Here is a 26,631-nt window from a genome sequence, read left to right on the forward strand (position 1 = left end):
GTATGAAATGGAATCACATGCTGAAAGCCGCGGGGATTGCTGTTTTGCTTTTTTCTGTATTGGCATATGCGGCCCCATCTTTAAAAGCGGTTCAAGCGAAAACACCGACTGTCAGCAGCCATACGTACAAAAAGATCAAGGAGCTAAAGTATCCTCAGGTGCATCACATCGGGAATGCCGCGTTTGAAAAGAAAATCAATCAAGAGCTGAAAGCCTACATTGAACAATCGTATCAGGAATACCTGAAAAACAAAAAAGCAGGCGAACAGCAGGGATTCAAAGCGGAATACCAAACATCCTTCAGCGTCAAATACAATGCGGCGGGCAAGCTCAGCATTCAAACACTCAATTATATATATTCAGGCGGCGCCCATGGTTTAACGTCTGTTCAGTCCTTCAACTATGACTTGAAAACACAAAAGCGGGTGACACTGAACCAGATTCTGAATACCAAAACAAAAGTCAGCAAAACGCAAGATTATCTGTATAGCTATATCAAAAAACACGATGAGCTGTTTTTCCCTGATGTAAAGAAAGAGGATATTACCCTTAATCAAGACACAACGTTTTACTTTACGAAAAACGGAATCGCCATCGTCTTCGGCCAGTATGACTTAGGACCATATGCAGCCGGAATCCGGGATGTGCAGGTGCCTTCCTCTATTTATCAATAATCAAAAGAGCCATATCCGCAAAGGGATATGGCTCAATGTTTCTACCATACAAACAGGCCGACAATCGCAGCACTCAGTAAAGATACCGCAATTCCGCTGACAAGCAATTTCCACACGTTTTTCCCGATGACCGTTGACTTTTCGCCGTCAAGAATCGAGTTGTACGTTCCGTAAATCATGCCGACTGTACTGAAGTTGGCAAATGACGTCAGGAATGTCGTCGCCACCGCAACTGTGTGAGGCGGAAGTGATTTGAGATTGTTTTTCAAGTCAAGCATCGCAACAAACTCGTTCGTTGCCAATTTCATGCCCATCAGTTGAGCAACATACATTGCATCATGTACTGGCAGCCCAAGCAGGAAAGCGAAAGGACTGAAGAGATAAGCGAAAATCGTCTGGATGGTCAGGCCATGTACGAAAACGCCAAGAATGCCATTGACTGCAGACGTTAATGCGACATATCCGATTACCATTGCCAAAATAACGATAACCATGTTCATGCCGACAAGCATACTGTTAGAAATCGTAGAGAAAAAGTCTTTCTTCTCTTCTTTAGGCGGTGTATAGATGATATCTTCATCCTCCGGCACATGAACAGGGTTCAGCAGGTTTGCGATAATCAGCGCGTTTAAGCAGTTCAACGGAATCGCTGTAAACACGTATGTCGCCGGCACCATTGACAGGTAAGATCCAATAATGGAGCCGCTGATGCTGCTCATGCTCATTAAGCCGAACGTAAGCAAGCGGTTGTTATTTAGTACCGTAAGCTGCTGGCGGATGACCGCAAGTGCTTCAGTATTTCCCAGGAACATCATTTGAATAGAGAAAAAGCTTTCTAATTTCGGCAAGCGGGAAGCCTTTGAAATCACCCATCCGATTTTATCAATCAGCCAAGGCAAAATGCCGAAATATGTTAAAATATCAAAGAATGTGACGATAAAGATAATTGGAAGAAGTGCACTAAAGAAAAAGTCTACTGTTTCATTCGCCATGACTGACGGGAAGGCAAACGCGATACCGTCACTGGCGCAAGCAATCAGCCAAGTGAAGAAATCACCAATTTTACCGATGGCCCAGCTCCCGACTTTTGTTCCCAGCATAAACCAAGTAATCAGCAATTCCAGAACAATTAACGTAATGATCGGGCGCCACTTGATTTTCTTTTTCTGCGGAGAACATAGGAATACAACTGCCATAATCACAATGAGACCGACAAGGTTTAATAAAAAGTACATGATAGCAACTCCTATGAGGTTTATTATGGAAACAAAAAAAGCCCCTATCCTTCACAAATTCTGGAAGTGCAGAAAGTGTGAAAAATAAGAGCAAACAGAAAAGAACTTGTCCTTTTCAACTCGTTCAAATTTATTCAAACTTTCTTGTAGTCTAGTTTTTTACGGTTACTAGGTAGAAACAATCAGACCATATTACTGATCATATACAAGAATGTCTTTTTTCTAAGATGATAGCAGTATTTTATCCTTTCACTTTTTGAAAATCAACCTTTTTAACTATTTTCACAATAATAAAATTTATATTTTGAAATGAGAAAATAAAGGGAAAATATGCTGGATTGCTATGTTGATATGATGTTGATGGGGACAAAAGCGGTATGGCATTGATTTTTCTTCAACATATGGTTTCAGCTCCTGGAGGTTTGTTGTATGATGTAAATGGGGAAACCCATACAGCAAAAAGGGAGTTTTTTTCATGATTATCCAATTCATTCGTTATAGATAATGACAGGTATAGACAATCTGCCAGACCTGGCCAAACATTTGAGATAGGCCCAGGTTTATTTGTCTATGCCTTTTTCATTTATCTAAAAATGAATGAATGAGGTGTTTTTATCATGAAACGAATAGTTGATTTCAGCCAATTCGCCCCTATGTTTCGATGCCCGCTTTGTGGTTCTTCCATGGATGCGAATTCAGGAAAAAGCTTGATTTGTACAAAACGAGGCCACACGTTTGATAAATCTCGACACGGATACGTGAACTTCCTGACGAAGCCGGTCAAAACCGGTTACGATGCCGGACTTTTTGAAGCGAGGAGCAGGCTGATTGGAGAATGCCAGTTTTTTGAGCCGCTCCATCATGCAATTGCAAATCTCATTAGTTATCCCAAATCTGGTCAAGAAGCATTCACCATCTTGGACAGCGGGTGCGGTGAGGGATCTCATCTGAATGCGCTTTGCGGGTTTGATTATGCGGGGAGAACAGCGACGGGAGCCGGCATCGATCTTTCGAAGGATGGGATTATAAAAGCTTCTAGGACATTCAAAGATCAGATGTGGGCGGTTGCCGATGTGGCGCGTGCTCCCTTTCATGACCGCCAATTCGATGTTGTCTTGTCGATTTTTTCACCATCCAATTATGCAGAGTTTCATAGGCTGCTGAAGGATGATGGCATGCTCATAAAAGTAGTGCCGCGAAAAGATTATTTAATAGAATTAAGGCAATTTTTATATACTGATTCACCAAGGCGTACGTATTCCAATATGGCAGCTGTTGAGCGTTTTACAGCGAATGTTGAACACAGCCATCATGTGAGGCTGCGTTATGTCAAAACGCTTGATCGCCAAGCGATACATTGGCTGCTCCAGATGACGCCGCTCGCCTGGTCTGCGCCGGAAGACAGAGTCAGGCTGCTGAAAGAGATGAAATCAGCCGATATTACGGTTGATGTTGATATCTTAATAGGAATGAAATGAATGGCAGAGGAAAGCTCCGAAAAAAGGAGCTTTCCTTTTTTTAATCGGAATAGTTGGCCCCCGCTTCCCGTACATATGGAAAGGGGACGGGAACGGTCGATGCGGAGAGTATTTGTAAACGCTTTCCCATCCGTGGAAATGGGGGATGTGTGTGGAACTGATCATCATTCTATTGGCGTTAGGCTTGCTGATGTTTACGGCGTATCGGGGATTTTCTGTCATTTTGTTTGCGCCGATTTGCGCGTTATTTGCGGTGCTGCTGACAGATCCAAGCCATGTGCTTCCTTTTTTCTCCTCGATTTTTATGGAGAAGATGGCGGGTTTTATTAAGCTGTATTTCCCGGTATTTTTACTCGGTGCGATTTTTGGAAAAGTCGTTGAAATGTCCGGGCTTGCGGCATCGATTGCGAAAACGATTGTCAGGCTTGTCGGGGCAAAAAGAGCGATACTTGCCATTGTGCTGATGGGCGCTATCTTGACGTACAGCGGCGTCAGCCTATTTGTTGTCGTGTTTGCCGTGTATCCGTTTGCGAAAAATCTGTTCCGAGAAGCTAACATACCGAAACGCCTCATCCCGGGAACGATTGCTTTAGGGGCTTTTACATTTACAATGGACGCACTTCCGGGGACGCCGCAAATTCAAAATGTCATCCCGACGACGTTTTTCAAAACAGACATTTATGCCGCTCCTTGGCTTGGCTTGTTCGGCGCAGTGATTGTGCTGGCAGCGGGCATGATGTATTTGGAATCGAGGCGAAAAAAAGCGCAGACATCCGGCGAAGGCTACGGCGGTTTTGATTCGGAGAATACTGCTGCTCTTGAATCGCCTGAGTTCACGGCCGAACCGGACAAAAGCCCGGTGCAGCATGCGCTTGCCTTTGTCCCGCTTATACTCGTAGGTGCAGTGAATAAATGTTTCACCATATACCTTCCAAAGTGGTATCCGAATGGATTTGATTTTTCATCGATCGGATTAAAGGAATTCGGCAAGCTCGATATTTCTTCAGCGGCTGCTATTTGGTCGGTGGAGCTCGCTCTGGTGATTGGCATCATTACAACGATTTTATTTGATTGGAGAAGGGTGTTTGCCCAAATGAAGGAAGGGCTGAATGAAGGGATCGGCGGTGCCTTGCTGGCATCTATGAATACGGGTGCCGAGTATGGTTTCGGCGGCGTTATCGCCGCGCTGCCGGGGTTTCACAAGCTGAGCAGCGGAATCTCGCACACCTTTACCGATCCGCTTGTGAACGGGGCCGTCACGACAACTGCACTGGCGGGGATCACCGGATCGGCTTCAGGAGGTATGGGCATTGCACTAAGCGCGATGTCGGATCAATACTTGCAGGCGATTCAGGCTTACAACATTCCGCCGGAAGTGATGCATCGAGTCATATCGATGGCATCAGGCGGCATGGATACGCTGCCGCATAATGGCGCTGTTATCACGCTTCTGGCCGTGACAGGACTAACTCACCGGCAATCGTATCGGGATATTTTTGCAATCACGCTCATTAAAACGGCTGCCGTATTTGCTGTGATCGCGATTTACAGCCTGACCGGTCTAGTGTAAGAGAAAACGAAAGGGGCATCAATATGGGAAAAGTACTGTCATCAAGTAAGGAAGCTGCGGAACTGATTCATGATGGAGATACACTGATCGCAGGAGGATTCGGGCTCTGCGGCATTCCTGAACAGCTCATTTTGGCGATAAGAGATCAGGGAGTAAAGGATTTAACCGTTGTCAGCAACAATTGCGGAGTTGATGACTGGGGGCTTGGTTTGCTTTTGGCTAACAGGCAAATCAAGAAAATGATCGCATCCTATGTCGGTGAAAATAAAATTTTTGAGCGGCAGTTTTTAAGCGGAGAGCTTGAGGTTGAACTTGTTCCCCAAGGAACGCTCGCTGAGAGAATTCGTGCAGGCGGTGCGGGCATACCGGGATTTTACACGGCGACAGGCGTTGGTACTTCAATAGCAGAGGGAAAAGAACATAAAACGTTCGGAGGCCGGACATATGTACTGGAGCGAGGCATCACCGGCGACGTGGCGATTGTCAAAGCGTGGAAAGCGGACACCATGGGGAATTTGGTTTTTCGGAAAACGGCGAGAAATTTCAATCCCGTTGCCGCCATGGCAGGGAAGATTACGATTGCCGAGGCAGAAGAAATCGTGGAAGCGGGAGAGCTCGATCCAGATCATATCCATACGCCGGGAATTTACGTACAGCATGTGGTGCTTGGCGCGAGCCATGAAAAACGGATTGAAAAGCGAACAGTCCGACAAGCGGCGGGAAAGGGTGAGGCGAAATGAAAGAAGCGAGAAAACGAATGGTCAAACGGGCTGTACAAGAAATCAAGGATGGCATGAACGTCAATCTTGGGATTGGAATGCCAACGCTTGTCGCAAATGAGATACCCGATGGCGTTCACGTCATGCTTCAGTCAGAAAACGGCTTGCTCGGGATCGGTCCGTATCCTGTGGAAGGAACGGAAGATGCGGATTTGATCAATGCAGGAAAGGAAACAATCACTGAAGTGACGGGGGCTTCCTATTTTGACAGCGCTGAGTCATTCGCAATGATAAGAGGCGGGCATATCGATTTGGCTATCCTCGGCGGCATGGAAGTTTCTGAGCAGGGCGATTTGGCCAATTGGATGATCCCAGGGAAAATGGTAAAAGGGATGGGCGGCGCCATGGATCTCGTCAACGGGGCGAAACGGATCGTTGTCATCATGGAACATGTCAATAAACATGGCGAGTCAAAGGTGAAAAAAACATGCTCGCTTCCGCTGACAGGCCAGAAAGTCGTACACAGGCTGATTACGGATTTGGCTGTTTTTGATTTTGATAACGGCCGCATGACACTGACGGAGCTTCAGGAAGGTGTCACAATTGAAGAGGTTTATGAAAAAACAGAAGCCGCTTTCGCTGTAAGCCAGTCTGTGATCAAACAAAATTCTTAATGGGAGGGTGTTTGACATGAAAAAACAAGTCGCCTTGGTGACTGGGGCAGCCGGCGGAATCGGATTCGAAATCGCGAGGGAATTCGCCCGTGAAGGCGCTAGCGTCATCGTTTCGGACCTTCATCAGGAAGCATGCGAAAAGACCGCTTCCAAGCTTGCAGAAGAAGGTTTTGACGCAGCAGCCATTCCGTGTGATGTGACAAAGGAAGCGCAAGTCGCTGATACGGTAAACGCCATCCAAAAACGATACGGCCGCTTGGATATTTTGGTGAACAATGCCGGTATTCAGCACGTCGCCCCGATTGAAGAGTTTCCGACAGAAACCTTTGAACAGCTGATCAAGGTTATGCTGACGGCGCCCTTCATCGCGATGAAGCATGTTTTTCCGATCATGAAAAAACAGCGGTTTGGCAGAATTATTAATATCGCATCTGTTAATGGTTTAGTCGGCTTTGCGGGGAAATCCGCTTATAATAGTGCCAAGCACGGCGTCATTGGACTGACAAAGGTGGGGGCGCTGGAAGGTGCGCCCCACGGCATTACAGTCAACGCGCTCTGTCCGGGTTATGTCGATACACAGCTTGTCCGCAATCAGCTGAGCGATCTTTCGAAAACGAGAAATGTCCCTTACGACTCCGTGCTTGAACAGGTCATTTTTCCGCTTGTGCCGCAAAAACGATTGCTTTCCGTCAAGGAAATCGCGGATTATGCGGTGTTTTTGGCAAGCGAGAAAGCGAAGGGTGTCACCGGGCAGGCTGTCGTCCTTGATGGAGGCTATACCGCTCAATAACATAAAAAACACACTTGCTCCGCCAGGGAATCAAGTGTGTTTTTTCTTTGCTTATTTCCAAACATCGTTAGCGATCTCAACCACATGGCGCAGCTTCGCCCATTGCTGTTCTTCAGTCAGCTTGTTGCCTTCCTCAGTTGAAGCGAATCCGCATTGAGGGCTGAGGCAAAGCTGGTCTAAGCTCACATAGCGGGACGCTTCTTCGATACGGCGTTTTACATTGTCTGGATGTTCAAGCTCACCGAATTTAGATGTCACTAAGCCAAGGACAAGCTGAAGATCAGAGCGCTTCACATAACGGAGTGGTTCAAATCCGCCTGAGCGTGAATCATCATACTCTAGGAAAAGCCCGTCCAGGTTCAAGCCGTCAAAAATGGTTTCGGCTGCTGCGTCATAGCCGCCTTCCGCTGTCCAAGTGGACTGGAAGTTGCCGCGGCAAATGTGCATTGTTACGGTCAAGTCATCCGGACGGTCTGCAATCGCGTCGTTAATGGATTTCGCAAACAGCTGGCGAAGCTCATCAGGCGTTGTTCCGAACGCTTCGATTTGTTTTAAGCCTTTTTCAGATAAGAAAACAGCCCATGCTGTATCATCAAGCTGGAGGTAGCGGCAGCCTCTGTCATAAAACGCTTGAATCGCTTTTTTATATGCTTTGGATACATCGTGCTGGAAAAGGTGATAGTCGTTTTTGTATGCATCCTTTTCCAGCTTTCCGCGGAAAAACAGCATATTCGGGCTTGGGATTGTCATCTTTGGTGTCGCGTCACCGGCAATGCTATGGAGAAAGGAGTAATCTTCAAGCATTGGGTGAGTTGAAAAGTCGATATCACCGGTCACTTTTATGCCGCGTGCTTTTGTCTGTACGTTATGGAATTGAATGCCCTGCTCAGGAGTAAACGGCTCAACGCCATCTAAGTTTTCAAGGAAATCAAAGTGCCACCACGCTCTGCGGAATTCACCGTCTGTCACGACGTTCAGGCCGGTTTCCTTCTGTTTTTCCACAATGCGGGTGATTTCATCGTTTTCGATTTGGCGAAGCTGCTCAGCCGTAATCTCGCCGGCCGCTTTTTGCAGCCGCGCTTTTTTAACGGGCTCAGATCTCAGCAGGCTTCCGACTTGATCCGCGCGAAACGGCGGTTTTTTTCTTTGAAGTGATTTTTGTTCTGCGGGTGTTGTTTGTTGTGGCATGTTGTCCATTCCTTCTTTCCATTCGAATATAAAAAAGCTCTTCCTTTGGATAAGGAAGAGCTTGTATGACAATCTCAACCTTATCTTCAAGAGCAATCATTGCTCTAAAGGATTTAGCACCATTCTGTTAAACAGCGGTTGCCGGGTATCGCAGGGCCAGTCCCTCCACCTCTCTTGATAAGGAAAACCTTTTTATGAAATTTTCTGATAGTATCTATTATTCACACATTTTATGTTTCTGTCAATGATAGATTATCTCCACACATCGTTGGCGATGTCGATCACATGGCGCAGCTTCGCCCATTGCTGCTCCTCTGTCAAAAGATTGCCTTCTTCTGTAGAGGCGAAACCGCACTGCGGGCTGAGGCACAGCTGATCCAGGCTGACAAAGCGCGCCGCTTCATTGATTCGGCGCTTCACATCCTCAGGATTTTCAAGCTCGCCGTATTTCGATGTAATCAAACCGAGTACAATTTGCAGATCCTTGCGTTTCACGAAACGGAGCGGATCAAAGTTACCGGAGCGGTCATCATCGTATTCCAAGAACAGGCCGTCCAAATGTAAGCCATCCAAAATCGTTTCCGCTACAGCGTCATAGCCTCCAGATGCCGCCCAAGTTGAACGGAAGTTGCCGCGGCAAATGTGCATCGTGATTGCTAAATCATCAGGCCGATCTGCCACTGCATCGTTAATCGTTTTGGCGAATAAGGCAGGCAATGTTTCTGGATCGCCGCCAAGCGCTCGGACGACCTCTCTGCCTTTTTCCTCAAAGAAGAGAGACCATGACGTATCATCAAGCTGAAGATAGCGGCATCCAGCGTCATAGAAGGCTTTGATTGCTTTTTTGTACGCTTGGGCCAGATCATGAAAGTATTCCTCTTGGTCGTCATAAATCCCTTTATCGGCTTTTTCACCGAAAAACAGCATATTCGGGCTCGGAATCGTCAGCTTTGGTGTCGCGTCACCGGCAGTCTCATGTAAAAATTGATAATCGGCAAGCGCGGGGTGGCTCGTAAAATCGAGTTTTCCCGTCACTTTGATGCTGCGTGCTTTTGTTTTCGCATGATGGAACTGAATCCCTTCAGCCGGGATGAACGGTTCCACACCGTCAAGCCCTTCCAGGAAATCATAATGCCACCAGGAACGTCGGAATTCCCCGTCTGTTACCACATCGAGACCGATTTCTTTTTGTTTTTCCACAGTGCGGGTGATCTCTTGATTTTCGATATCACGAAGCTGTTCCGCAGTGATCTCGCCAGCCGCTTTTTTTTGCCGGGCTTCTTTCACCGGAGCAGATCGCAGTAAACTGCCGACATGATCGGCACGGAAAGGAGCTTTGATTTGTTTTTCTGTTTTTTGTCCTGCAACATTTGTTTGTTGAGCCATGTCATTCGCCTCTTTTCTGAAATGTGTTGTGCATGAAAAAAGCTCTTCCTTTGAGTAAGGAAGAGCTTGAATGATCAAATCTCCGCCTCATCTGCAAGAACGCAATGTTCTAAAGGATTTAGCACCATTCTGTTTGAAACAGCGGTTGCCGGGTATCATAGGGCCAGTCCCTCCACCTCTCTTGATAAGGTACATCTTCATATTCAGATTTTAATTATCTTAATATTATTACTTTTGGATCAATTGTCAACACCTTTTTAGAAAATACTTTCATCTTCGTCGTCATATAATACCATATCCAGCACGATAGCAATGGCTGTGCAGATCAGCACATCTTCCTCGTTTGCAATTTGCAAATGATAGGAATCCCCCCAGCTAAGCCACTTTTTGCTCACTGACATCCGGACATTTTCCCCGTCCGTCAGTTGAAATTCATCCTTCCACAAGTCACCGTCAATTTCCCAGTTGAGCTTGGAAATTTCAAATTTTGGTTTAAAAAACGTTAATTTCTTTGCCACCTCACAAACTGTTTTCCCGCCAATTGAAATCTCGTATCGCGGCAATACAGACATTACTTTTTGTTCTATGGAAACGAGTGTTTTTCCGGATGAATCTGTCATTTGTAGCGAGTCTCCTAACGAAAAGAACCGGCCCTCGACCTTGAATGTCTCTTCTTCATCTCGGTCATAAATGTGAAATGCATCTTTAAACGAGAACATTTTTTGTTTCATAAATAATTCGATCATTGCTGAAGTCTCCTTTTGGATTTGCCTTGTAAGAGATTACGGACAGGCGGCAAAAAGGTTTCAAGTTCCAAATCTAGTGATCAGAAACCCTGCTGATTGTTTTTCCCGAGTAATAAATGTTTCTAAAATTGAAAAAGGCTGCATGATTCAGCAGCCTTTTCGTTTGAAATATAGGATTAGGAAAGAGGCATCCGGCGTTTTTGGCGGATGGCGTCAAGGTCGATTAGGTTGTTGTGATGAGGTGCGGCTGCTGGCAGAGGGCTTGTCTTTTGCGGTTTGCGGCGATTGTCCTTGCTGAAAGAAAAAAGAAGATAGCCGCATAATGCGATGATAATAAATAGGATCATTTTACATACCTCCCAAAAAAAGTTTTGGTATTCTCTATTGTACGGATAAAATGTCAAAAAGTATTCAAAAAATTCTAAATCCATTAAAAATAAATAACTGCCCCTCAAAAACAGTCTAACCTGATGACCTGAAAATAGTCTTACAACATGATGATTGTTCTGGTTGGTGATTGGTTCTATAGTTACTATCGACGATAAAATAAATTCCTTTATATAACTTTTAACCTAAAATTTCATAATTCAAATTACCTGTTTTTGGTTGTTGTTTTCTTGCTTGTTTGGTTTATACCCTATTTTGCGGAATCAAACACAAAAAACCCAAATTACGGAGCATTTGGGCGGTACGAGTGAATGCGGATTATGTTTTGGGGATTTGAATGTTTTATTTGAAGAAGCGTTTGAACATTTTTCTGATTTTTTGAAAGGGGCTGGATTTCTTTTGCATGTTAAGCGGCCTTGTCATCATCCATTTTTTCAATAGACTCTTTGCAGCGATTGCATGTTTTGTCATTGTTTTTCCTCCTCAACTGTTGATACTTGTTTTACGGAGGACGTATTCAAAATGTTTCGTTTTCACACAAAAAAACCAGTCTTTTTTTAAGACTGGCTTTTGGTATTATGCCTGTTCTTCAAACAGTTTTGCAATCTCAACGATGACATTTACGGCTTTCACCATGTTATCGGCTGAGATGTATTCAAATTTGCCGTGGAAGTTTTCCCCGCCGGTAAAGATGTTTGGCGTTGGGAGTCCCATGTAGGACAACTGGGATCCGTCCGTGCCGCCGCGGATTGGAGAAATCTTCGGTTCGATGCCGAGGTTTTCCATCGCTTGCTTGGCAATGTTGACAATTTCGATGACAGGTTCAATTTTCTCTCTCATGTTGTAGTATTGATCGTTCATATCAAGCTGAATCCGGTCTTGCCCGTATTCGTTTTGAAGTTCTTCAACGACACGCTTCATTGTTTCTTTTCTGCTTTGGAAGTTGCCTTTGTCGAAGTCTCTGATAATGTAGTGGAGTTTTGTTTCCTCTACATCTCCTTGAATCGACAGCAGGTGGTAGAAGCCTTCGTACCCTTCTGTATATTCAGGGGCTTCGTCTGCCGGCAGCAGGCTGTTCAGCTTCATTGCGATTTTCGCAGAGTTGATCATTTTCCCTTTTGCCGTTCCGGGATGTACGTTGTTGCCTTTGATCGTGATTTTTGCGGCAGCGGCATTGAAGCTTTCGTATTCAAGCTCGCCGAGCGGGCCGCCGTCAACTGTGTAGGCAAAAGACGCATTAAACCGTTTTACATCAAATTTGTGCGGCCCTCTTCCGATTTCTTCATCTGGCGTAAAGGCGACTCTGATTGTGCCATGCTTGATTTCAGGGTGTTTGATGAGGTAATCCATGGCTGTCATGATTTCGGCGATACCGGCCTTATTGTCTGCGCCGAGAAGGGTTGTGCCGTCTGTGGTGATGAGTGTATGGCCCTTATAGCCGGGCAGTTCAGGGAATTGATCAGGTGACAGGATGACCTGCAGCTGTTCATTAAGAACAATGTCTTTTCCATCGTAGCTTTCAATGATTTGCGGATTCACGTTTTTGCCGGTAAAGTCTGTGGCAGTATCGACATGTGCGAGAAAGCCGATAGTCGGCACGTCTTTTTCAGTATTGGAGGGAAGAGTCGCCATGACATAGCCGTTCTCATCAATGGCTACATCCTGCATGCCAATGGATTTCAATTCATCAACGAGCATGTTTCCTAACGTCAATTGGCCGGGTGTGGAAGGGCAGGTGTCGACGGATTCATCGGACTGTGTGTCCACTTTTACATATGTAGTAAACCGTTCAATGATTTCTTCTTTCATTTCCAATCATCTCCTTTGTCTTATTTTATCATGACGGGATGAGAGTTTTCTATTGCACAATACCGTTTCGAATAGCAAAAACGACTGCTTGTGTCCGGTCTTGGGCATTGCATTTTTGCAGAATGCGGTGCACGTGAGTTTTCACAGTGCTTTCGCTGACGAAAAGCTTTTCAGCAATGTCTTCATTTCTCAACCCATAGGCCATTTGCTGAAGAACTTCGAGCTCTCTTTTTGTAAACGGATCTGCCAATTCTTTGTCTTGAGTTTGTTGCTTTGAGCGAAATGTCTCGCTGATAATTTTAGCAGCTGTGGCTGTACGGAAAATCGCTTCACCTCTGGCCGCGGCGCGAATGGCGTCAATCAATTCTTCAGGAAGCGTATCTTTCAGCAGATAGCCGACTGCTCCCGCGCGAATGCCTTCAAATACATATTCCTCGGTATCAAAGGTAGTTAAAATGACAATCTTTGTATCTGGCAGTGCAGACATAATGTCTTTCGCCGCTTCGATACCTGAGCAATGTGGCATTTGGACATCCATCAGGATGACGTGGGGTTTTGTTTGCTTTGCCAGTGCAATAATGCCGTGCCCGTCGCCTGCCTCACCAGATACGGCCATATCCGGCTGTGCGTTGATGACATAGCGGAAGCCTTCACGCACAAGCGGCTGATCATCGGCAAGTGCGACGCGTATTTTATCTTTGTTCATCTTTTTGCTCCTTATTCGTTGTCGTGAGCGGCAATGCCAGCTCAATTTGCAGGCCGCTCGGCTGCACGGCGCTGAAAGAAAGGGAACCGCCTGCTTTTTCAGCGCGGTCTTTCATTCCTGTCAGCCCAAATCCGCAAGTAAGATTGCCGGTGAAATGTCCGTTGTCGGTGATTGTGACATAGAGGTGGGTCTCGTCGTTAGAAATGACGGCAGCCGCATGGGTAGCGTGAGCGTGACGGATGATATTGGTCAGCGCTTCTTGCAAGGTGCGGTAGATCGTTTCGCTTACGTTTTGAGGCCAAGACTCTTCTGAAAGGCCGGCAGTGTCTAAAGAAACGTGCAAGCCGCTTCGTTCCTCCACTTGGTGGATAAGCCCCCGCAAAGCGGTAAGGCCAACCATCGATTCACTTCGGCCCATTTGGTGAACGACAGACCGTACTTCCTGAAGACATTCTCTGGCGACAGTCAGTACATTTTGAATGACTTTTTCTGAATCATCCTTGCTGCTTTTCAGGATATAGGGAAGAGATTGAAGCTGAACAATCACAGAAGTCAGCTCGTGGCCGATACTGTCATGAATGTCTCGGGCAATTCTTGTACGCTCCTCAAGGACCGCGTACCTTAAAGAAAGAACAGAAGCCTCCTGCAGCTCTGCATGTGCTTTCTGGAGTTCTTCGTGGGCTTGCTCCAGCTGCAAGTGCATTTTTGCCAATTCAGCATGATTTCGTTCAGCCTCTCTTCTCGCTTCTCGCTTGAAACGCATGGAGGAGAAGAAGACGTACAGTCCGATCATGATAGAGATGTTACTAATGATATCATCCAAGCTGCTGTCAAAAAGGGTGTATAGAAAGAAAACGTTGCCCCCAATTAGACATATTGTAAAAATCAAGGACAGCCGTGCAGGAAGCTTTATGGCTGCGAAAACCATTAAAAATACGATTAAGAAAAAGGCGGCTCCCTGCTCTTGGCCGGAAATAGCCCAAAGGAAAACGGTCAGGAGCCAAAGCCCGATGAATATGCCCAAATTGACAGCAGCAGATGCCACAAAGGGAATGATCCAAATGAATGCTAGATACACCGCAAATACAAACACTAACAAAATGGGGTCAGCTTTGGCTGGGTGAGATAAAAATTGTATGCAATTCAAAATGAGAATAAGGCTCGGCACAAGCTTCTTGTAGTGCCGAGCCGGAGATTGTTGGTTCATGCTGGTCCTTCTTTCAGTTATTGAATGGATACTTTGCCAGAGGCCAGCCGTCTGTATGCTTTGTAAAGCATGATGTTACGGGCTGTGATAGTGCCGAGGGGAATGAAGAACATAGAATGTATAATGGCAATAAAAATCTCGTTGCTCTCAGGCAGCCATGTTCTCGCAGCCATGCGCAAAGAAAGTATCACTAGAATGAGGATAACACTTCCAAGGGAGCCGCGTGAAGTGACCTTTCCGGTTTCCGGGTGAATCCGCACGTTTACCATCTTCCCAATGCCAAACCCGCAGGCCAGCCCGATCAGTAATAAAATGCAGCTGATCGCCACATGTAAAACAGAATGAAAATACACCGGCTGAAATGATGCTGATACACCCCATAAGAGCAGCAGCGGAATGATCAGCAATTTCGCGGGCTTTACCGTTCTTTCTCGATACATCGATAAAATAATAAGAATAAATACAATAAAAATGTAGGGGCTCATCGCCATGTCATCAAATCCTTTCAGCATTAAGCATAGCGAAAATTGGAAAAGAAAACGTCAACCGGCAGATTGATTTTTCAGCTGCCATACTTGTTTGCGCTGCATAAAGTCATGTAATATGGCGTGAAAATGCTGAAAACCTGTATCGGATAGCCCGCAAAAATATGAAAAAACCATTAATAAACTATTAAACTTCTTAAAAATGGATGTAGCCCGGTTCCAAACACTATATAATAATAGCAGGTCATTTTTTAGGAGGGTTTACATCATGGCAATACTTGTTACTGGCGGTGCCGGGTACATCGGAAGCCACACATGTGTTGAATTATTGAACAGCGGCTATGAGATTGTCGTTCTTGATAATTTGTCCAACAGTTCAGCTGAGGCACTGAACCGCGTCAAGGAGATTACGGGAAAAGATTTAACGTTCTATGAAGCGGATCTATTGGATCGGGAAGCGGTAGATTCGGTTTTTGCAGAAAACGAGATTGAAGCTGTGATTCATTTTGCGGGGTTAAAAGCAGTCGGTGAGTCTGTTGCGATTCCGCTCAAATATTATCATAATAATCTCACAGGAACGTTTATTTTATGTGAGGTCATGGAGAAATACGGCGTCAAAAAAATCGTATTCAGTTCTTCTGCGACGGTATACGGCGTTCCGGAAACGTCACCGATCACGGAGGACTTTCCATTAGGTGCGACTAACCCTTATGGGCAGACGAAACTCATGCTTGAACAAATATTGCGTGACTTGCATACGGCCGATAATGAGTGGAGCGTTGCCCTGCTGCGCTACTTTAATCCATTCGGCGCGCATCCAAGCGGACGGATCGGTGAAGACCCGAATGGCATTCCGAATAACCTTATGCCATATGTGGCGCAAGTCGCCGTCGGCAAGCTGGAACAGTTAAGCGTATTCGGCAATGACTATCCGACAAAAGACGGGACAGGCGTACGCGATTATATTCACGTAGTTGATCTCGCAGAAGGCCACGTCAAGGCGCTGGAAAAAGTATTGAACTCCACAGGAGCAGATGCATACAACCTCGGAACAGGCACAGGCTACAGCGTGCTTGAAATGGTCAAAGCCTTTGAAAAAGTGTCAGGGAAAGAGGTTCCGTACCGTTTTGCGGACCGCCGCCCGGGAGACATCGCCACATGCTTTGCAGATCCTGCAAAAGCCAAGCGGGAACTAGGCTGGGAAGCAAAACGAGGCCTCGAGGAAATGTGTGCTGATTCCTGGAGATGGCAGTCTTCTAATGTGAATGGGTATAAGAGTGTAAAATTATAAACAAAAGGGCTGGTGGTTTTCCCCAGCCCTTCTTTCTATTGATCTAAGTTCACTTCAAATGTAAATGGATTGATTGTTATATCGTAGTTTTCGGAAGATCCTTCTAAAATAATTTTTGCTGTTTTGCTTTCGATTTTAGGGAAAACAATAACTCCTTCAGTGTTAACTCCTGGTAAGATTTCACTTTGGATTTTAGGATAACTTGATAGGTCGTCTTTACGCTCAAGCTGTTTATTATCAGCGATGATTTTGGCATTGAAGTCATAAAAATTGATTTCATCTTGTGATTTGTTTTCTATCTTTACATATAGGCGAGTTTCTTTTTCAGCAAGTTCAACTTTTTGAAGCGTGAGTGCAAATCCGTGCTGGTTCTGTGTTTTATCCACGTTAATTGTTTTTTGAGCTGGGGCAAAAGCTGTTGCATAGTCGCTTTTTTCAATAGAATCGGCAATGATTCTCGGCGCTGAAACAGATCCGCCCAATGCGTTTTCACCATCATATTTGTCTTTCACCGTACCGACTACATGAATAATATCGTCATCTTTAATATCTAAATCAGAGTCGTCGCTCATAATAAGTGTATTCTTGCTTAACTTTTCTGGATTATTATAGCCCTGAAAATATGTACCATCATCGTCTTGTTCAACGTCAAAAACTTTTACATACAGATCAACTTTATAATTTTTAAATTGATTGGCATTGGTATATAGTTTTTCTATATCAGCCTTTTGTACTGTTTTTGTCGACTTTTTAGAGTCGGAGCTGGTTGTTGCTGTAGAAGCTTGAGAATCTCCGCTGTTTCCGATGTTCGCAATAATGATAATGACGACTATCGCTAGAATAAACGTAATGATTTTATGTCTCATAAAAAAGTTACGTTGGTCTTTACCGCAATTCGGGCATTTTTTAACACCTTTTGCAATCTCTTGACCGCAAGTTTTACAGTGTTGCATCTTTCCTGACATTATATTTCCTCCTATGTAATTAAATGTTTGAAATATATGTTCTATTTTGCCTATATATTTTCGCGTAGTCAATGATAAATTGATACTAATATTTAATTTATATTTTCTTTTAAAAGGTACTTTGTATCATATCGGTCAAATCTTTCATTTATTAACAGCTGATGCTCTTTTTTTGTTTCTCTTTATTTACTGATTAAATCTCCGCAAATACCTCTTGAACCAATTCAAACCGTCCCTTATAATGCTAATATTGGAAAGTAAAAATGATATGATAAAAACAGTGGTTTTCTAGGGTTCCGCAATGCAAATTGGACTGTGACCGAGAGAAAACACATAGCAGCCCGGCTGTTATGACACGGTGGGATAAAAGCCCAGGAGTTTCTGCTCTTTTGCGAGAGCGTACTCCTGGGTTTTTTTGTTGATACTATCTGGAGAAGGAGTGTTTTGTGATGAAAAAGAAAATGCTTGATGTGCTGATGCTTGTGATTGGCGCTTTTTTCTTTGCGCTTGCAGTGAATTTGTTTGCGATTCCCAATGACCTTGGGGAAGGCGGGGTCACTGGGATTACGCTGATTTTGTATTATCTGTTTCAATGGTCTCCCGGGGTAACGAACTTTATCTTAAATGCATTTCTGCTTTTAATCGGCTACAAGTTTCTAGACGGTAAGACCACTGTCTATACAATCATTGCCGTAGCGGCGAATTCGCTTTTCCTCCACCTGACACACGGGTGGAGCACTCCGTCTGATGAATTGATCATTAATACGATTTTCGCGGGTGTATTTGCGGGAGTCGGTATTGGCATGATTATTCGTGTCGGCGGAACGACAGCCGGTTCTGCGATTCTGGCCAGAATTGCTAATAAATATTTAGACTGGAATATCAGCTACGCGCTCTTGTTTTTTGATTTAATCGTGGTATTTAGCTCTTATTTTATTATTGGTGCGGAAAAAATGATGTTTACGATCGTGATGCTGTATATCGGAACGAAGGTGATGGACTTCATTATTGAAGGCTTGAACACGAAAAAAGCGATTACCGTCATTTCAGAAAATAAGAGTGAGATTGCAGAGCAGGTAAATACCTTGATGGATCGGGGCGTGACGATTTTATCAGGGAAGGGAAACTATACGGGCCAGTCAAAAGAGATTTTGTATATCGTCATTAACAAACAGGAACTGTCCATGCTGAAGAAAATCATCAGAAGCTGTGACAAAAAAGCGTTTGTGATCGTTCATGACGTACGCGATGTGTTTGGCGAAGGCTTTGTTGATATATCTAAATAATGAAATTCCCTCTGCACTTAAAGCAGAGGGATTTGTTCGTTTAGAACGGATATTTGCGGTATTGTTTCTGGATTGATATCCATTTCGTCACAGTAAATTCCTCGACCACCCATGGATTTCCGAAGCGGCCGACACCGCTGGCTTTGTTTCCGCCAAAGGCGATATTCGGCGAGTCATTAACGGACTGGTCGTTGACATGGGTCATGCCGCTGTCAATTTGCAGGGCAAACGTTTCGCCTTTTTCTAAATCAGAAGTGAAAACCGCTGAGCTGAGGCCGTATTCGGTATCATTAGCCATGTCGATCGCTTCCTGATCACTGGAGGCTTTGATAATGGTGGCAATCGGGGCAAACAGCTCCGTTTGGGCAATTTTGCTGTCGTTGTCTGCACCTACAAAGACATAAGGTGTGAGCACGTTTCCGACGCGTTTTCCTTCAACCGCAAGTTCAATGCCGTCTGCCTTTGCCTGCTCAATGATCTCCAGCGCTTTTTCGATTTGGCGCTCGTTGATCAGCGGGCCGACAACGGTTTTCGGATCAGTTTGATCGCCGTACGGAAGCTGTTTGACACGTGCGGTGAATTTTTCAACAAACTCATCGTACACATCTTGATGAACGATGATTCTGTTGATAATCATGCAGATTTGTCCCTGGTGAATAAATTTCCCGAAAATCGCGGCGTCTACAGCACGATCGACATCCGCGTCTGAAAGGACGGCAAAGGGGTTGTTGCCGCCGAGCTCAAGGGCCATTCGCTTAAAGTCACGCCCGGCGATTTCACCAATATGGCGCCCGACTGCGGTTGATCCCGTAAAGCTGATTAATTTCGGAATTGGATTGGTCAGCATGCCGTCCCCGATTTCCTTTAGGTCCGTCAACATGACGTTGAGGACACCCGCAGGAAGACCGGCGTGTTCAAATGCTTTTGCAATGATGGTTCCGCCGGAAAGAGCGGTTTGAATATCAGGCTTGTGAACAACACTGTTTCCCAGTGCAATCGCAGGCGCAATCGTTCTCATTGATAAGTTCATCGGAAAATTAAATGGAGAAATCGATGAAATGACACCGAGCGGAAGGCGGTAAATCTTATTGATTTTCCCTTCAATGTCGGATGGAACCTCTTTGACGCCGCCTAATTCTCCGGTATATGTCATGGCTTCATCTAAAATCGCAATTGTTTGTTCAAGCTCGATCGTTGCTTTAATGATGGTTCCGCCGGTTTCGCGGGAGATCATCATGATGATGTCATCACGGTTTTCCTGTAGGTAGTCGCGTGCTTTTTGCAGGACTGCTTTTCGTTCTTCTGCTGTGCTCTTGGCCCACTCTTTTTGCGCCTGCTGTGCAATGTCAAATGCATCCTCCAGTTGTTTGTTTGTTGCCAAAGATGCTGTTGTCATCACAGACTGGTCATACGGATTCAAAATGTCCTCCGTACGTCCGCTTTCCCCTTCTGTCCATTTTCCGTTGATAAAACTTTTGTTTAACGCTTCTAAACCCATTAATGATCGTCCTCCTTTGGTCGTGCATATCCTCTTCTATTTCCGCTGAAGCCAATATGTAAACGAACGAGGTTTCCCTTTCAGTTTCCCGTCTATCTATGCCGGATATACTCTTTTTTATTGGAGAACATGTGCATTTCGCCTTATACTGAATATACAGATCCTTACATGAGAGAGGAGACCCTATGAAATCGCTGCTGGCTATTTATCCCGGTTCGATTGTGTCTGAGGAGCTTTGCGTAAAGGAAGGCTGTCTATGTTTTTTTGATGAGAACAGTCAGAGATATATCACCATTCCGAAAACGGAGATTAGCGAAAAAGAGACGTTGCTGCTGCGGTCATTTTTGACACCTGCAGATGAGGCCAATCAAATGTCTTTGAAGTCGCCGGAGGAGAACAAGTGGTTTGCGTTTCTTTTTTCGAGAGGGGAAGTGCCGGCGAGCATAAAGAAGCGAACGAGATTTGTTCATTTTCATTTGCTCGGTAAAATAGAGCGTGCGTCTTTTGCGGAAGCGGTTCGCCATTTCTGGCCGGTGCCTTTTGTGATTGTGTGGATGCATGAAGACAGAGGCGTGATTGTCGAGCAGGAAAGTGAAGCGGCGGCGGGGAAGGACGAACTGGAATCACTCGCCAAGGTTCTTGAAAGTGATTTCTACTTCAGTGTCCGTTTTTACGCCGGGAGATTTTACGAGCCCGATGAGAGTCTGCGAACACATTATGCCCGTGAACAGACGTATTTCCTCTTTGCTGAAAAACGGCTGCCTCAGATGCAGAGTGTGACCTTTGAGATGATCTTTCCTTTTTTATTATTAGAAGCAGAAAAAGAAAAGCTTGAAACGCTGCTCTCTGAAGAAGCTGAGCTTTTATTCGGAGATGAATCTGAGCTGAGGAAGACAATCAAGCTCTTTATTGAAAACAACTCAAACGTGACGTTAACGGCGAAAACGCTGCATCTGCACCGCAACAGCCTGCAATATCGAATTGATAAATTTATTGAGCGGTCAGGGATAGACATTAAAACGTATAAAGGCGCGCTGCTCGCCTATTTTATCTGCCTGCAAAGCGAAGTTTCAGAATAAATTGGAAATATGCACGAAAAATGGTTGCTGATTTTATGAACGCTGCCCATTTTAGCGATAGGGAAATGCTGTTACACTCAATTTAGGAAAGCGTTTACAATGACAAAGGGGGAAATTACATGGCTGAATTGCGGATGGAGCACATTTATAAATATTATGATCAGAAGGAAGCGGCTGTTGATGACTTTAACCTTCATATTGACGATAAGGAATTTATCGTATTCGTAGGCCCGTCTGGCTGCGGGAAATCAACGACGCTGCGGATGGTCGCAGGGCTTGAGGAAATTTCGAAAGGCGATTTTTATATTGAGGGAAAACGTGTAAATGATGTAGCGCCAAAGGACAGGGATATCGCGATGGTATTTCAAAACTACGCGCTCTATCCGCATATGACTGTCTACGATAATATTGCATTCGGGCTGAAGCTTCGGAAAATGCCGAAGCCTGAAATCAAAAAAAGGGTAGAGGAAGCCGCTAAAATTCTCGGGCTGGAGGAATATTTGCACCGCAAACCGAAAGCGCTGTCAGGCGGGCAGAGACAGCGGGTCGCGCTTGGACGGGCAATCGTGCGGGATGCAAAGGTGTTCCTGATGGATGAGCCTTTGTCAAACCTAGACGCGAAGCTGAGGGTGCAAATGCGGGCGGAAATCATTAAGCTCCACCAGAGACTGCAAACCACAACAATTTACGTGACGCATGACCAGACAGAAGCGCTGACGATGGCGACACGGATCGTGGTCATGAAAGACGGAAAAATCCAGCAGATCGGGACGCCGAAGGACGTATACGAATTCCCTGAAAACGTCTTTGTCGGCGGTTTTATCGGCTCACCGGCGATGAATTTTTTCAAAGGAAAGCTGACGGACGGTCTCATCAAAATTGGTTCTGCGGCATTAACCGTGCCGGAAGGAAAAATGAAGGTGCTGCGTGAAAAGGGCTACATCGGCAAAGAGGTCATCTTCGGCATCCGTCCTGAGGATATTCATGATGAATTGATTGTCGTGGAGTCATATAAGAATTCTTCGATTCAAGCGAAAATCAATGTCGCAGAGCTGCTCGGTTCTGAAATCATGATTTATTCGCAGATTGATAATCAAGACTTTATTGCGCGGATCGACGCCCGTCTCGATATTCAATCAGGTGATGAGCTGACGGTTGCGTTTGATATGAATAAAGGCCATTTCTTTGACAGTGAGACAGAAGTGAGAATTCGTTAAGCACAAAAGCCGGACATGGAGACATGTCTGGTTTTTTTGTGTTCTTTTTAAGGTTTACAGAAAAAAACGCAGCGGGTAGTGGTTGGTAAGGAAGGGGAGATAGAGATGTGGCATGCGGCAATGTGGGGCGGGATCTCAGGCTCTGCTGTATTGCTGGGCGCGCTGGCGTCCATGTTTTTTTCGATTCGCAAACAGATCATCGGCTATATTATGGCTTTTGGCACAGGGGTATTAATTGGCGCGGCTGCTTACGAACTTCTCGGGGATGCAGTGGCAGAAGGCGGAATTGTAGCGACAGGCGCCGGATTTATTGCGGGAGCTGTCGTGTTTACGGTTTTTGATTATGCTGTTTCCAAAAGAGGCGCGTCGCAAAGAAAAAGATCGGGACAAGCAGCTGCCGGCGGCGGAGGAATAGCCATTTTTATCGGCACCATTATGGATGCTGTTCCGGAATCGATTATGATTGGCGCAAGCCTTCTCGAAGAACAATCGGTCAGCTTCCTTTTGGTGATCGCCATTTTTATCAGCAACATACCTGAAGGGCTGTCCAGTACAGCAGGAATGAAAAACAGCGGATATTCGAGAACGAAAATTGTACTGCTTTGGGCCGCGGTACTCGTGATATCAATTCTCGCATCATGGTCAGGATACTTCCTTCTCGACGGTGCTCCAGAAGAAGTGATGTCAGCGATTGCAGCATTTGCAGGCGGGGGGATCATTGCGATGGTTGCTTCGACGATGATGCCTGAGGCGTACGAAGACAGCGGTCCAATGACAGGTTTGATCGCTGCACTTGGCCTGTTAACCTCGCTGGTTTTGAATCAGTTTTCTTAAGTTATTTTTATTAAATGTATTGAAAAGAGAGTGGCTTATCCACTCTCTTTTTGTTCGCATTATCGATAAACTGAAACACTTAATTGTCCATAAAGTGAACCATTTTTAAAAACAGTAAGTTTTCCCTGACCAACACTTTGACCTGTTACGATCCCATAAGCATCTACAGTAAAAACAGCTTTGTTGTCACTATGATATGAAAATCCTGAGCCCAATAAATGGCTTGGTAGTGGTTTTGCATGACCCACCTGTATGTTAAAGTCGGCTAATTTCGCCTCAATAGGAGCGAGTGATGCAGGAGCAGTTTGACTTTCTGGAACCATTACAGAATTCTGAGTTGCCTCTTTAGCAGAAGCTTGACCTCCGATTGATAAAACAACAGCTGAAACAGAAAGTAAAGAAACAATCGTTTTCTTCATTTTCATATCAATTCCTCCTAATATCATTTTTTATTGCAAGTAAACTATTCGATTTACTTAATTAATTACCCTTGTAAAAATATGTAAACTATTTGTGAACTTTTGGAAGTGGTTTTTTTGTACTTGAAAAACCTACAAATCAACCGATGAAAAAGGAGGAAGAAATAGACAGAAAGCAGGGAACTGATGAAACGTTTTATCCTAAGCATTTTTCTTTTGGGAAGCTGCTTGGCTCTCGCGGCTTGCGCTGATAAAGAGGCGAACGCGGAGCAGCAGATGCCGAAAGCCGAACAAAAGAAACCGGAAGAAAAGACAGTACATGTTCAGAAAAAAGAAAACGATACATCCGCATGGATCAAAACAGAGAAACCGGCAAAGCTGCCGATTTTGATGTACCACAGCATTTCCTCTGGAAACAGCCTCCGTGTCCCGAAGGAAGAATTCGAAGCGCATATGAAGTGGCTGCACGAAAACGGCTATCAGACATTAACGCCGAAAGAGGCGTATCTCATGCTGACGCAGGATAAAAAGCCGAGTGAGAAATGCGTGCTGATTACGTTTGATGACGGATACACCGACAATTATCAAGACGCGTATCCAGTGCTAAAAAAGTACGGGATGAAGGCGACGATTTTTATGATCGGCAAATCGATCGGACATAAACACCATCTGACAGAGGACCAAATGAAAGAAATGGCGAAGCATGGCATATCCATTGAAAGCCATACGATTGACCACCTTGAGCTGAACGGGTTAACGCCTGAACAGCAGCACAGTGAGATGGCTGATTCGAAAAAGCTGTTTGACGGCATGTTTCATCAGCAAACCTCTATCATCAGCTATCCGGTAGGACGCTACAATGAGGAGACGCTGAAGGCTGCCAAAGAAACGGGCTATCAAATGGGCGTGACGACAGAACTGGGCGCGGCATCGAGAGACCAGGGAATGTACGCCCTCCATCGCGTGCGCGTGTCCCCGGGCATGTCAGGCTCGGCTTTTGGCGCGTACATCGAATCAATGAAATAAAAAAGGGCGGCGCTCAATCGCCGCCCCCTCCGCCACAGCCGGAATCGCTGAAACCTCCGTCACTGCCGCATCCATCATGGTGCGAGCCATGATCTGAATAACCGAAAAAACCGCTGTCCGCATGCTGGCGGCTTTTGTTTTCCGACGGCTGCGGCTGAATGACTGAAAGAAAAACAATAATAGCTATAATCAATAAGATGATCACAATCACTTCTGATCACTCCCTTTTTTCACCATATCTGTTATACGGGTGAAACGCAGATCGGTTTCACTTCAAAGAGATCGATTCTTTCAGACGGTCTCTGAGCCAGCGTTTCAGTACCCCGTGTCCTTTGTTTGACAATAGAGTGCTAACACGCCAATACATAGGGGGATGAGGAGCGAACTGAAAATCAATCAATCTGAAAAGCCAGCTTTTATCGCGGGTGAGAGAGTCAATTTGAAGCTCGTCTTCATCTGCTTCGGAACTGTAGGCACTTTGTTTCTGTATGTCTTCATCCTGCCGAACCGCCAAGATCCTCAAAGCTTCGGCCATTTGTTTGTACCCGCCTTCCAGCAGTGATGCGCCAAGGTTGTCAGCGCGCACCTCCATCCATTGTGAACAAAAGGATTGATAGAGCTGAAACAGGATGATGATCGCCATGATGAAGACCCAAAGCACAATTTTGTGGGCCCCGGAATGGACGATATGCTGTTCAAATAAGAGGATGACCCCAACGACGGCTCCAAGATATAGAAAACGTAAAAACTGTGATGACAGAACATCACGTTTTTTAATATGAATCGCCTCATGAGCCAGAATGCCTTCGATGACACGCAGCGGAAGGGTTAGTGTGGCACTTGTCAGAATGACCATCGACCTTCCGACATTCATGCCGACTGCCATTCCGTTGTAATCATCACTTTCCGTTTCGTATATGCGGACATGGGAAATACCGGCCTTGCGGAAAACCTTGTCGGCCGCTGCCTGTACATGCGGATGATGACAAGGCTTGGCATCCATTGCCGCCCGCAAAACACGGTCTGACAGATACATGTTGAGTATCCAGTACAGCATCACGGCAACGGCCATGGCCCATGGAGAGGCATGTAATGCATATAACGCGAGCACCAATAAGGCGTAAGCTGATACGCCCTTTACGCTGGCGGCAAAATATAGCTTCCCAAGCAGCCGCTTCACATTTTTTCTATGATAAAACGGTAAAACAGAAATCACAGTGTCATCGTTGTTTTCCGATTCTGTGTATTCACGGAGGATCGCTTTCCATCTTTGCGGTTCCTTCACCGTCAGAAACAGCGTTTCACCGGGAAGAGACAGTTTGATGACTTGCTGAAAGCTTGTTGTCAGATCTAAACGGGATGAATACATCGTCAGAAGCGGATGAAGCTTTAAGAGATCAGCCGTTGATTCAAGCTGAATATCTTTCAAATCAGAAAGTGGGTATGTACGGGTTTCATAACGTGAGCTGATGTGCAATTTTTCTAAGGATGCTGAATACAAAACGTTCACGCTGAAAACATTCAATATTCGTTTCACCATTGCCCCTCCGCCGGAGATCATGCCGAAAAGGATCACATATTTGAGGGGGCTTGGGTCAGGTCCATAGATCAAAAAGATGACGGCGCCCGCAAACACAACGGCGGTCAGCGTGATGTCTGACAGGAGGCGTGTTTTGTTTCTGGCAAGCTCGATTTCCTGCCAGTCTCCCGAAGGTTTTGCCGCACGTTCGGAGACAGTGAGATCCATTGCAGTCCAATAGCAGTAGAACATTGTCGCGATCGAGACAATGCCGTCTATGAATGATTGATGAGAGAAGATGTAAACAGCTGCGCCGACCCAAAGAACGATATCAATCCAGAAATCTATGGCCGGAATGAGTTTTGCTGCCAGGGATGATATAAAATAAAGTCCCAGCCCGAGAATCATAAAGAGAAATAGATCTGTTCCCATAGGCATGCTAG

At 45.3% G+C, this 26,631-nt stretch carries 27 protein-coding genes and 4 riboswitches; of the genes, 12 read left to right on the forward strand and 15 right to left on the reverse strand.

Annotated elements, in window-relative coordinates:
- Positions 1-2: 2 nt before the first annotated feature.
- On the forward strand, positions 3-674 hold the full coding sequence (locus tag AC0C66_RS09275) for a DUF3298 and DUF4163 domain-containing protein (RefSeq protein WP_014115705.1): 672 nt from the start codon (positions 3-5) through the stop codon (positions 672-674).
- Positions 675-715: 41 nt separating this feature from the next.
- Here the strand turns inward: AC0C66_RS09275 and AC0C66_RS09280 are convergent, their stop codons facing one another.
- Positions 716-1,909 (reverse strand): NupC/NupG family nucleoside CNT transporter, encoded by a 1,194-nt coding sequence (locus AC0C66_RS09280; RefSeq protein ID WP_014115704.1) that lies wholly within the window; start codon positions 1,907-1,909, stop codon positions 716-718.
- A gap of 127 nt (positions 1,910-2,036) precedes the next feature.
- Positions 2,037-2,138: riboswitch (purine riboswitch) on the reverse strand.
- A 388-nt stretch (positions 2,139-2,526) separates the two neighbouring features.
- Here AC0C66_RS09280 and AC0C66_RS09285 point away from each other — a divergent pair.
- The 5 genes from AC0C66_RS09285 to AC0C66_RS09305 all read left to right on the forward strand — a co-directional run bounded on the left by AC0C66_RS09285 (position 2,527) and on the right by AC0C66_RS09305 (position 7,140).
- On the forward strand, positions 2,527-3,387 hold the full coding sequence (locus tag AC0C66_RS09285) for a methyltransferase domain-containing protein (RefSeq protein WP_088680078.1): 861 nt from the start codon (positions 2,527-2,529) through the stop codon (positions 3,385-3,387).
- Positions 3,388-3,538: 151 nt separating this feature from the next.
- Positions 3,539-4,957: a GntP family permease gene (locus AC0C66_RS09290; RefSeq protein WP_072181675.1), complete on the forward strand. Its 1,419-nt coding sequence runs from the start codon at positions 3,539-3,541 to the stop codon at positions 4,955-4,957.
- 23 nt (positions 4,958-4,980) lie between these two features.
- Positions 4,981-5,697 carry a CoA transferase subunit A gene (locus AC0C66_RS09295; protein WP_014115701.1) on the forward strand — a complete coding sequence of 239 codons (717 nt, stop codon included), beginning with the start codon at positions 4,981-4,983 and terminating at the stop codon, positions 5,695-5,697.
- The gene (locus AC0C66_RS09300) at positions 5,694-6,350 is read left to right on the forward strand and encodes a CoA transferase subunit B (RefSeq protein WP_014115700.1); all 657 of its coding nucleotides are present in this window, start codon (positions 5,694-5,696) and stop codon (positions 6,348-6,350) included. The genes AC0C66_RS09295 and AC0C66_RS09300 overlap by 4 nt, the downstream gene beginning before the upstream one ends.
- Before the next feature lie 16 nt (positions 6,351-6,366).
- Positions 6,367-7,140, forward strand: coding sequence for a 3-hydroxybutyrate dehydrogenase (locus AC0C66_RS09305; RefSeq protein WP_072181676.1), 774 nt, complete (start codon positions 6,367-6,369; stop codon positions 7,138-7,140).
- A gap of 51 nt (positions 7,141-7,191) precedes the next feature.
- On the opposite strand, the gene AC0C66_RS09310 is transcribed toward AC0C66_RS09305, so the two are convergent.
- The 9 genes from AC0C66_RS09310 to AC0C66_RS09350 form a co-directional block, all read right to left on the reverse strand.
- Entirely contained in the window at positions 7,192-8,328 is a 1,137-nt protein-coding gene (locus tag AC0C66_RS09310) for a 5-methyltetrahydropteroyltriglutamate--homocysteine S-methyltransferase (RefSeq protein WP_072181677.1), read from the reverse strand.
- A 77-nt stretch (positions 8,329-8,405) separates the two neighbouring features.
- Positions 8,406-8,512: riboswitch (SAM riboswitch) on the reverse strand.
- Positions 8,513-8,580: 68 nt separating this feature from the next.
- A complete protein-coding gene (locus AC0C66_RS09315; RefSeq protein WP_461845878.1) occupies positions 8,581-9,714 on the reverse strand; it encodes a 5-methyltetrahydropteroyltriglutamate--homocysteine S-methyltransferase in 1,134 nt (377 codons plus the stop codon).
- Positions 9,715-9,798: 84 nt separating this feature from the next.
- Positions 9,799-9,905: riboswitch (SAM riboswitch) on the reverse strand.
- A 66-nt stretch (positions 9,906-9,971) separates the two neighbouring features.
- Positions 9,972-10,460 carry an LURP-one-related/scramblase family protein gene (locus tag AC0C66_RS09320; RefSeq protein ID WP_072181678.1) on the reverse strand — a complete coding sequence of 163 codons (489 nt, stop codon included), beginning with the start codon at positions 10,458-10,460 and terminating at the stop codon, positions 9,972-9,974.
- A gap of 176 nt (positions 10,461-10,636) precedes the next feature.
- Positions 10,637-10,891: a hypothetical protein gene (locus AC0C66_RS09325; protein ID WP_072181679.1), complete on the reverse strand. Its 255-nt coding sequence runs from the start codon at positions 10,889-10,891 to the stop codon at positions 10,637-10,639.
- A gap of 298 nt (positions 10,892-11,189) precedes the next feature.
- Positions 11,190-11,318, reverse strand: a complete 129-nt coding sequence (locus AC0C66_RS09330; protein WP_014115693.1) for a hypothetical protein — start codon at positions 11,316-11,318, stop codon at positions 11,190-11,192.
- A gap of 105 nt (positions 11,319-11,423) precedes the next feature.
- Complete coding sequence (pepT, locus tag AC0C66_RS09335) at positions 11,424-12,656, reverse strand: peptidase T (protein WP_461845879.1); 1,233 nt, start codon at positions 12,654-12,656, stop codon at positions 11,424-11,426.
- A gap of 49 nt (positions 12,657-12,705) precedes the next feature.
- Positions 12,706-13,362 carry a two-component system response regulator YxJL gene (gene yxjL, locus AC0C66_RS09340; RefSeq protein WP_326200124.1) on the reverse strand — a complete coding sequence of 219 codons (657 nt, stop codon included), beginning with the start codon at positions 13,360-13,362 and terminating at the stop codon, positions 12,706-12,708.
- A complete protein-coding gene (locus AC0C66_RS09345) occupies positions 13,349-14,569 on the reverse strand; it encodes a sensor histidine kinase (RefSeq protein ID WP_072181681.1) in 1,221 nt (406 codons plus the stop codon). The genes yxjL and AC0C66_RS09345 overlap by 14 nt, the downstream gene beginning before the upstream one ends.
- 17 nt (positions 14,570-14,586) lie before the next feature.
- Positions 14,587-15,060, reverse strand: coding sequence for a DUF1453 family protein (locus tag AC0C66_RS09350; RefSeq protein ID WP_061186591.1), 474 nt, complete (start codon positions 15,058-15,060; stop codon positions 14,587-14,589).
- 262 nt (positions 15,061-15,322) lie between these two features.
- Here AC0C66_RS09350 and galE point away from each other — a divergent pair, with 262 nt between their 5' ends.
- The gene (gene galE / locus AC0C66_RS09355) at positions 15,323-16,345 is read left to right on the forward strand and encodes a UDP-glucose 4-epimerase GalE (RefSeq protein ID WP_061186590.1); all 1,023 of its coding nucleotides are present in this window, start codon (positions 15,323-15,325) and stop codon (positions 16,343-16,345) included.
- Positions 16,346-16,380: 35 nt separating this feature from the next.
- Here galE and AC0C66_RS09360 read toward each other — a convergent pair whose 3' ends face one another.
- The gene (locus AC0C66_RS09360) at positions 16,381-17,310 is read right to left on the reverse strand and encodes a zinc ribbon domain-containing protein (protein ID WP_080376100.1); all 930 of its coding nucleotides are present in this window, start codon (positions 17,308-17,310) and stop codon (positions 16,381-16,383) included.
- Positions 17,311-17,587: 277 nt separating this feature from the next.
- A riboswitch (guanidine-I (ykkC/yxkD leader) is annotated at positions 17,588-17,690 on the forward strand.
- 69 nt (positions 17,691-17,759) lie between these two features.
- On the opposite strand from AC0C66_RS09360, the gene AC0C66_RS09365 reads away from it, so the two are divergent.
- The gene (locus AC0C66_RS09365) at positions 17,760-18,596 is read left to right on the forward strand and encodes a YitT family protein (RefSeq protein ID WP_014115685.1); all 837 of its coding nucleotides are present in this window, start codon (positions 17,760-17,762) and stop codon (positions 18,594-18,596) included.
- Positions 18,597-18,636: 40 nt separating this feature from the next.
- On the opposite strand, the gene AC0C66_RS09370 is transcribed toward AC0C66_RS09365, so the two are convergent.
- Positions 18,637-20,094 carry an aldehyde dehydrogenase family protein gene (locus AC0C66_RS09370; protein ID WP_114151073.1) on the reverse strand — a complete coding sequence of 486 codons (1,458 nt, stop codon included), beginning with the start codon at positions 20,092-20,094 and terminating at the stop codon, positions 18,637-18,639.
- A gap of 185 nt (positions 20,095-20,279) precedes the next feature.
- On the opposite strand from AC0C66_RS09370, the gene AC0C66_RS09375 reads away from it, so the two are divergent.
- From AC0C66_RS09375 to AC0C66_RS09385, 3 genes are all read left to right on the forward strand, one after another.
- The gene (locus AC0C66_RS09375; protein ID WP_061186586.1) at positions 20,280-21,173 is read left to right on the forward strand and encodes a PucR family transcriptional regulator; all 894 of its coding nucleotides are present in this window, start codon (positions 20,280-20,282) and stop codon (positions 21,171-21,173) included.
- Between the two features lie 119 nt (positions 21,174-21,292).
- Positions 21,293-22,390, forward strand: coding sequence for a maltodextrin ABC transporter ATP-binding protein MsmX (msmX, locus tag AC0C66_RS09380; protein WP_072183115.1), 1,098 nt, complete (start codon positions 21,293-21,295; stop codon positions 22,388-22,390).
- A 105-nt stretch (positions 22,391-22,495) separates the two neighbouring features.
- On the forward strand, positions 22,496-23,224 hold the full coding sequence (locus AC0C66_RS09385) for a ZIP family metal transporter (RefSeq protein ID WP_090556903.1): 729 nt from the start codon (positions 22,496-22,498) through the stop codon (positions 23,222-23,224).
- Positions 23,225-23,283: 59 nt separating this feature from the next.
- Here the strand turns inward: AC0C66_RS09385 and AC0C66_RS09390 are convergent, their stop codons facing one another.
- Entirely contained in the window at positions 23,284-23,649 is a 366-nt protein-coding gene (locus AC0C66_RS09390; RefSeq protein ID WP_014115680.1) for a hypothetical protein, read from the reverse strand.
- Between the two features lie 180 nt (positions 23,650-23,829).
- Between AC0C66_RS09390 and AC0C66_RS09395 the strand changes: the two genes are divergently transcribed.
- Positions 23,830-24,669 (forward strand): polysaccharide deacetylase family protein, encoded by an 840-nt coding sequence (locus AC0C66_RS09395; RefSeq protein ID WP_087987362.1) that lies wholly within the window; start codon positions 23,830-23,832, stop codon positions 24,667-24,669.
- Between the two features lie 13 nt (positions 24,670-24,682).
- Here AC0C66_RS09395 and AC0C66_RS09400 read toward each other — a convergent pair whose 3' ends face one another.
- Together AC0C66_RS09400 and AC0C66_RS09405 are read right to left on the reverse strand one after the other, a co-directional pair.
- Positions 24,683-24,880, reverse strand: a complete 198-nt coding sequence (locus AC0C66_RS09400) for a hypothetical protein (protein WP_326197719.1) — start codon at positions 24,878-24,880, stop codon at positions 24,683-24,685.
- A 57-nt stretch (positions 24,881-24,937) separates the two neighbouring features.
- On the reverse strand, positions 24,938-26,626 hold the full coding sequence (locus AC0C66_RS09405; RefSeq protein ID WP_472973543.1) for a M56 family metallopeptidase: 1,689 nt from the start codon (positions 26,624-26,626) through the stop codon (positions 24,938-24,940).
- Positions 26,627-26,631: the final 5 nt, after the last annotated feature.

This window comes from Bacillus sp. VA13 (assembly GCF_055710085.1).

Excerpts from the sequence above, each read along its gene's own strand:
- AC0C66_RS09275 (WP_014115705.1), top strand. The coding sequence starts at position 3 with ATGAAATGGAATCACATGCTGAAAGCCGCGGGGATTGCTGTTTTGCTT.
- AC0C66_RS09280 (WP_014115704.1), bottom strand. The coding sequence starts at position 1,909 with ATGTACTTTTTATTAAACCTTGTCGGTCTCATTGTGATTATGGCAGTT.
- AC0C66_RS09285 (WP_088680078.1), top strand. The coding sequence starts at position 2,527 with ATGAAACGAATAGTTGATTTCAGCCAATTCGCCCCTATGTTTCGATGC.
- AC0C66_RS09295 (WP_014115701.1), top strand. The coding sequence starts at position 4,981 with ATGGGAAAAGTACTGTCATCAAGTAAGGAAGCTGCGGAACTGATTCAT.
- AC0C66_RS09300 (WP_014115700.1), top strand. The coding sequence starts at position 5,694 with ATGAAAGAAGCGAGAAAACGAATGGTCAAACGGGCTGTACAAGAAATC.
- AC0C66_RS09305 (WP_072181676.1), top strand. The coding sequence starts at position 6,367 with ATGAAAAAACAAGTCGCCTTGGTGACTGGGGCAGCCGGCGGAATCGGA.
- AC0C66_RS09310 (WP_072181677.1), bottom strand. The coding sequence starts at position 8,328 with ATGCCACAACAAACAACACCCGCAGAACAAAAATCACTTCAAAGAAAA.
- AC0C66_RS09315 (WP_461845878.1), bottom strand. The coding sequence starts at position 9,714 with ATGGCTCAACAAACAAATGTTGCAGGACAAAAAACAGAAAAACAAATC.
- AC0C66_RS09320 (WP_072181678.1), bottom strand. The coding sequence starts at position 10,460 with ATGATCGAATTATTTATGAAACAAAAAATGTTCTCGTTTAAAGATGCA.
- AC0C66_RS09325 (WP_072181679.1), bottom strand. The coding sequence starts at position 10,891 with ATGGATTTAGAATTTTTTGAATACTTTTTGACATTTTATCCGTACAAT.
- AC0C66_RS09330 (WP_014115693.1), bottom strand. The coding sequence starts at position 11,318 with ATGACAAAACATGCAATCGCTGCAAAGAGTCTATTGAAAAAATGGATG.
- pepT (WP_461845879.1), bottom strand. The coding sequence starts at position 12,656 with ATGAAAGAAGAAATCATTGAACGGTTTACTACATATGTAAAAGTGGAC.
- yxjL (WP_326200124.1), bottom strand. The coding sequence starts at position 13,362 with ATGAACAAAGATAAAATACGCGTCGCACTTGCCGATGATCAGCCGCTT.
- AC0C66_RS09345 (WP_072181681.1), bottom strand. The coding sequence starts at position 14,569 with ATGAACCAACAATCTCCGGCTCGGCACTACAAGAAGCTTGTGCCGAGC.
- AC0C66_RS09350 (WP_061186591.1), bottom strand. The coding sequence starts at position 15,060 with ATGGCGATGAGCCCCTACATTTTTATTGTATTTATTCTTATTATTTTA.
- galE (WP_061186590.1), top strand. The coding sequence starts at position 15,323 with ATGGCAATACTTGTTACTGGCGGTGCCGGGTACATCGGAAGCCACACA.
- AC0C66_RS09360 (WP_080376100.1), bottom strand. The coding sequence starts at position 17,310 with ATGTCAGGAAAGATGCAACACTGTAAAACTTGCGGTCAAGAGATTGCA.
- AC0C66_RS09365 (WP_014115685.1), top strand. The coding sequence starts at position 17,760 with ATGAAAAAGAAAATGCTTGATGTGCTGATGCTTGTGATTGGCGCTTTT.
- AC0C66_RS09370 (WP_114151073.1), bottom strand. The coding sequence starts at position 20,094 with ATGGGTTTAGAAGCGTTAAACAAAAGTTTTATCAACGGAAAATGGACA.
- AC0C66_RS09375 (WP_061186586.1), top strand. The coding sequence starts at position 20,280 with ATGAAATCGCTGCTGGCTATTTATCCCGGTTCGATTGTGTCTGAGGAG.
- msmX (WP_072183115.1), top strand. The coding sequence starts at position 21,293 with ATGGCTGAATTGCGGATGGAGCACATTTATAAATATTATGATCAGAAG.
- AC0C66_RS09385 (WP_090556903.1), top strand. The coding sequence starts at position 22,496 with ATGTGGCATGCGGCAATGTGGGGCGGGATCTCAGGCTCTGCTGTATTG.
- AC0C66_RS09390 (WP_014115680.1), bottom strand. The coding sequence starts at position 23,649 with ATGAAAATGAAGAAAACGATTGTTTCTTTACTTTCTGTTTCAGCTGTT.
- AC0C66_RS09395 (WP_087987362.1), top strand. The coding sequence starts at position 23,830 with ATGAAACGTTTTATCCTAAGCATTTTTCTTTTGGGAAGCTGCTTGGCT.
- AC0C66_RS09405 (WP_472973543.1), bottom strand. The coding sequence starts at position 26,626 with ATGCCTATGGGAACAGATCTATTTCTCTTTATGATTCTCGGGCTGGGA.